This window comes from Streptomyces apricus, from assembly GCF_008369065.1.
GTDB lineage: Bacteria > Actinomycetota > Actinomycetes > Streptomycetales > Streptomycetaceae > Streptomyces > Streptomyces apricus.
In genome coordinates, this window is record NZ_VDFC01000076.1 from 1 (window position 1) to 5,098 (window position 5,098).

At 75.1% G+C, this 5,098-nt stretch carries 2 protein-coding genes and 1 pseudogene; all 3 read right to left on the reverse strand.

Annotated elements, in window-relative coordinates:
- Positions 1 to 436, reverse strand: a pseudogene (locus tag FGF04_RS35265) (hypothetical protein); the annotation flags it as partial.
- The gene (locus FGF04_RS35270; protein WP_149515467.1) at positions 433 to 2,658 is read right to left on the reverse strand and encodes a bifunctional glycosyltransferase/CDP-glycerol:glycerophosphate glycerophosphotransferase; all 2,226 of its coding nucleotides are present in this window, start codon (positions 2,656 to 2,658) and stop codon (positions 433 to 435) included. The pseudogene FGF04_RS35265 and the gene FGF04_RS35270, both read right to left, overlap by 4 nt.
- A 31-nt stretch (positions 2,659 to 2,689) precedes the next feature.
- The gene (locus FGF04_RS35275; RefSeq protein ID WP_149515468.1) at positions 2,690 to 4,915 is read right to left on the reverse strand and encodes a bifunctional glycosyltransferase/CDP-glycerol:glycerophosphate glycerophosphotransferase; all 2,226 of its coding nucleotides are present in this window, start codon (positions 4,913 to 4,915) and stop codon (positions 2,690 to 2,692) included.
- Between the last annotated feature and the right edge of the window lie 183 nt (positions 4,916 to 5,098).

Genomic DNA, 5,098 nt, shown 5'->3' on the forward strand with positions numbered 1-5,098 from the left:
GCCCCCACGTCACCCCGAACAGGGTCACGAACGGCAGGAGCAGCAGCGGGTACCCGGGCCGCACCTCGAAGATCCGCATGAACCGCTCGCCCATGAACGGCGCGGTCCAGCCGGACGTCTGCCCCGCGTCGAGCCGCCCCCCGACGGTGCGCTCGTAGTGGCGGCGGCACTCCGCCCGCACCCCGGGCCCCGGGTCGGGGGCCCGGAAGCGCCGGACGTCCACGCTGTGCTCGCGGGAGGCCGTCTCGCCCCGGCTCGCGCACAGGTACGCGATGCTCCGCCCCGCCGCCTCCCGCTTGTCCGCGCCGCCCAGGGCCAGCGCGTACGACAGGTAGTTGCGGCTGTCGGGCGTGTCGCGGCCGGTGACGTTGGCGAGCTGGACACAGCCGAACAGGGCGGCCAGGAACAGCACCCACGCGGCGGGGCGAGCCCTCATGAACGGGCCAGGGCGTCGCTCGGGGCGCCGGGCGCGGGGACCGCGGGCACCGCCGCCAGGTCCTCGCCCAGCATCAGCAGCCGTACCACCCGTTCCGCGGCCCGCCCGTCGTCGTACCCGGCGAACCGCGCCCGGAAGGCGGTCCGCAGCCGCGCCGACTCCTCGTCGCACCACGCGCCCGACGCGAACAGCCGCGCCAACCCGTCCTCGTCGCGGGTGACGTGGCCCGGCGGGCACCCGGTGACGTCGACGTACGTACCGCGCGCGGCGAGGTAGGTGTCGTGGTCGTAGGTGTGCAGGACGATCGGCCGGTCCAGCAGCGCGTAGTCGAACATCAGGGACGAGTAGTCGGTGACCAGGGCGTCGCAGGCGAGCAGCAGGTCCTCCACGTGCGGCTCGTCGGTGACGTCGAGGACGAGTCCGCGCCCGGCCAGGTCCCGCAGCGCGAGGCCGCGTTCGTGGTGCCGGTCCAGGGACGGGTGCAGCCGGACCGCCAGGACGTGGTCGCCGGGCAGCCCGGCGKCCAGCCGTTCCAGGTCGCAGGCCGGTACGTGCCCGCCGGTGCGGTGGTCGCGGCCGGTCGGCGCGTACAGGATCAGGGTGCTGCCGTCGGGGACGCCGAGTCGCTGCCGCACGGACTCCCGGCGGCCCTCCTCGGGCCGCACCAGGCAGTCGTTGCGCGGGCTGCCCGAGCGCAGGGACGTGAAGCCGCACGGGTAGGCGCGGTCCCAGACCAGCTCGGAGTGCGCGTTCGCGACCAGGCTGTAGTCCCAGCGGTCGGCGCGCGTCAGCATCTTCGGGACGCTGAAACCGCGCCGGGCGCCGGGGTACTTCAGCAGGTCCGCGCCCATCGACTTCACCGGGGTGCCCTGGTGGGTGTGGATGTGGACGGACCCCTCGCGCTTGACGAGTTCGTTCGCCCAGTTGACGTTGTTGACCAGGTACGTGGCGCGGGCCGTGACCCGGCGGTAGGCCCGGCTGCCCGGCAGGACGTGCTCGGTGCCGGGCGGCAGCGCGGCCACGTGCTCCTTGGCGACCACCCACACCCCGCGGATGTGCGGGGCGAGCTCCCGGGCCTTGCGGTGGATCGCGGCCGGGTCGCCGAGCACACCGCGGTGCCCGAAGGCCGAGTACACCGCCAGGCCGGGGTCGAGCGCGCGCCGCAGGACCAGCCGCCGGTGCAGCGCGAGCAGCACCCGGCGCAGCCGCCGGCGCCACACCCGCAGCCGCCTGCGCAGGCCCGCCCGCTTCACGGCGGCGACGCGGTGCAGCGCGTAGAGCGCGTACGGGGCCCGGGCCAGCAGGGTGAAGGAGGTCCGCGGGATCCCCTCGCCCGGCCGGTGGCCGTCCGGGCGGTGGACGCGCAGGTCCCGCGCCGCCCGCCGGTGGAACTCGGGCCGTGACGACGGCGGCACGCGGTCCTTCTGCCGCAGGATGAACAGGTAGTGGTCGGCCATGTGGTCGTAGAGGAAGCCGCGCCAGCGTTCAAGCTCAGGCCGCTCCGCGACGAACCGGAACAGCCGCTCGTACTGCGCGAACACCTCGAAGTGCTCCCGGCTCGGCGTGCGCATCGCGCTGCCCTGGCGGCGCTGGCGGTAGTACACGCAGACCCGGTCCACGAGGGCGATCGTGCGGGCCGTCCACAGCGTCTGGTAGACGACCACCGCGTCCTCGTAGAAGCCGGTGGGGAAGGCGAAGCCGCCCTCGCGGAAGAAGTCGAGGCGGTACGCCTTGTTCCACACCACCGTGAACAGGTCCAGCAGCTCCGGGCGTTCGGCGACCGTGAACACCTCCGGGCCGGGCGCTGCGAACACCTCCGCGTCCCGGTTGCGCCGCACCGCGCCGTGCCAGTGGGTGCGCGCGTAGTCGAACAGGACGACGTCAGGCCGGGCGGTCGCGTCGATGCGCTCGGCGATCGCCCGCAGCGCGCCCGGGGTGTAGCTGTCGTCGCTGTCCAGGAAGAGCAGGTACTCGCCGCGGGCGAGCCGCGCCCCGTGGTTGCGGGCCGGGCCGATGCCGCCGTTGACGGGCAGGTGCACCGCCACGACGCGCTCGTCGCGCGCCGCGAACTCGTCGACGATCGCCGGGCTGCCGTCGGGGGAGCGGTCGTCGACGACGATCACCTCGAAGTCGCCGTACGACTGGCCGAGGACCGACTCCAGACAGGTGCGCAGGTAGCCCTGCACGTTGTACACGGGCACGACGATGCTGAAGCGGGGCATGGCACTTCCAGGTCCGGGAGCTTGCGGGGCATCAGTGCGCCGGTGTGCGGGGGCGGGCCGCGGCCGTGGCCGGCACGGGCAGGCGCTCGCGCAGCGGGATCACCGGCGGCAGCTCCTCCTCGCCCTGCCCGAGCAGCACCCGCCGCACGACCCGCTCGGCGGCCTGCCCGTCGTCGAACGCGCAGAACCGCGCGCGGAACCGGGACCGCAGGGCGGCGGACTCCTCGTCGCACCACGCGCCCGACGTCAGGACCCGCACCAGCTCGTCCTGGGTGCGGGCGACGTGGCCCGGCGGCTCGGCGAGCAGGTCGAAGTAGACGCCCCGGGTGTCCCGGTAGACGTCCCAGTCGTCGGCGTACGTGACGATCGGGCGGTCGAGGTTGGCGTAGTCGAACATGATCGACGAGTAGTCCGTGATCAGCGCGTCCGAGGCCAGGCAGACGTCCTCGGTGTCGCGCAGGGACGTCACGTCGATCAGCCGCCCGTCCGCCACCGCCTGCCGCAGGCCGGCGTCGCCGTCGAGGAAGTAGTGCGCGCGCAGCAGCACCACGAACTCCGGTCCGAGCCGCTCGCAGAACCGCGCCAGGTCGAACTGCGCCGACACGTCCCGCGGGTAGTCCCGGTACGTCGGCGCGTACAGCAGCGCCACCCGGTCCTCGGGGACGCCGAGCCGCGCCCGGATCGCGGCCACCTCGCCGGGGGCCGCCGAGTAGAAGCGGTCGTTGCGCGGATAGCCGTACTCCAGGTGCGCGAAGGCGCCGGGGTAGGCGCCCGACCAGACCTCCGTGGAGTGCGGGTTGGAGGACAGCGAGAAGTCCCAGCGGTCCACCCGCCGCATCAGCCTGCCGAAGCTCCCGGTGGCCGCGGCGACGGCCCGGTACTCGATCTGGTCGACGCCCATCCGCTTCAGCGGGGTCCCGTGGTGCGTCTGGACGTGCACGGTGCCGGGCCGCTTGCGCACCGCATGCTCGAAGTTGACGTTGTTGAAGGTGTACTTCGCCCGCGCCATCACCTCCCAGTACCGCCTGCTGCCGATCACCACGCTCTCCACGTCCTCGGGCATGTGCGCCAGTTCCTTCTCCTTGACCAGGAACACCGACCGGACGTGCGGGGCCAGTTCGCGCGCCTTGCGGTGGATCGCCGCCGGGTTGCAGGCGTAGCCGCGGCCCCAGTAGGCGGCGAAGACGGCGAGGTTCTCGTCCAGCGGCCTGCGCAGGTACCACCCGTACAGCAGGGCGCGGCGCCTGCGCAGCACCGCGCGGGCGGCGTACGCGCGCACCCGCGCGCTCTGCCGGCCGAGGGGCCGCAGCACGCGGAGCGCCGTGGCCGCGCCGCGCCGCAGCAGCCGGTCCGCCAGGCCCCGGGTGGGCAGGCCCGCCGGGCGGTGGCGCCGGTGGAGCCGTCCCGCGCGGCGCAGGAAGGCGCGGTCGCAGGGGGCGGTGAGCGCGTGCTCCAGGACCTCGGCGAAGAGCTGGGTGAAGAGGGCGCGCGCCCGGTCCCCGGCGAGGCGCTGCGCGGCGGCCCGGTCCAGCACCAGCTCGACCTGGTCGAGGAGCTCCGCCCCGGTGACGGCCGGTCCCGTGACGGCCGTCCCCCTGAGGGCGGCCTTCGGACCGGCGGCTTTCGGACCGGCGGCTTTCGGGCCGGCCGCCGCGCCGCCGCCGGGCCGCCGTTCGTGGCGGCGTACGCAGAGCGTGGGCAGCACGGCGCCGTGCCCGGCGGCGAGCGCCACCAGACCGGACCAGGCCAGGTCGGTGCCCCGGCCCGCGGGGAGGAGCGCCCCGTGCTCGCGCAGGAAGGCGCGGCGGTGGAGGGTGGCCCAGACCGGCAGCCGTACGTCGGCCGGGTCCGCGTCCTGCGGCGGCCCCGCCACCGGCTCGCCCTCCCACCACGGCACGCGCTCGTGGCCGAGCCGCAGCACGTCGACGGCGTCCCCGCCGGCCTCCTCGCCGTGCTCCCGCAGCCACCCGTCGATCACGGCGAGGGACTGCGGCACCAGCACGTCGGCCGCCTCCAGGAACAGCACGTACGTCCCGGTCGCCGCCCGCAGCCCGGCGTCGCGCCCGCCGGTGACCCGGACGACCCGGGAGTCCCGCCCGGCGTACTCCCCGGCGAGCGCGCCCGCCGGGGAGTCCGGATCCGCGCAGGCCGGGAGCAGCTCGAAGTCGGTGAAGGACTGGGCGAGGACCGAGTCGAGGGCCGTGGGGAGCCGCCCCGCGACGCCGTGGACGGTGACGATGATGCTGAAGCGGGGCATGTGGTGCGGTGCTCTTTCTGTCTGTGCTGTGGGGTGCCGCCCGGTGGGCCCCGCAGAGGGGCTCCCGCCGGCGGCGGGCTCAGCGCCCGCGGCGGCGTTTCACCAGGGCCCTGGTGACGATCGGCGGGAGCAGGTCCTTGGCGAGCCTGCGGGCGCGCCCGGGGCGGCCGGCCGGGGCGCGCC

Excerpts from the sequence above, each read along its gene's own strand:
- FGF04_RS35275 (WP_149515468.1), bottom strand. The coding sequence starts at position 4,915 with ATGCCCCGCTTCAGCATCATCGTCACCGTCCACGGCGTCGCGGGGCGG.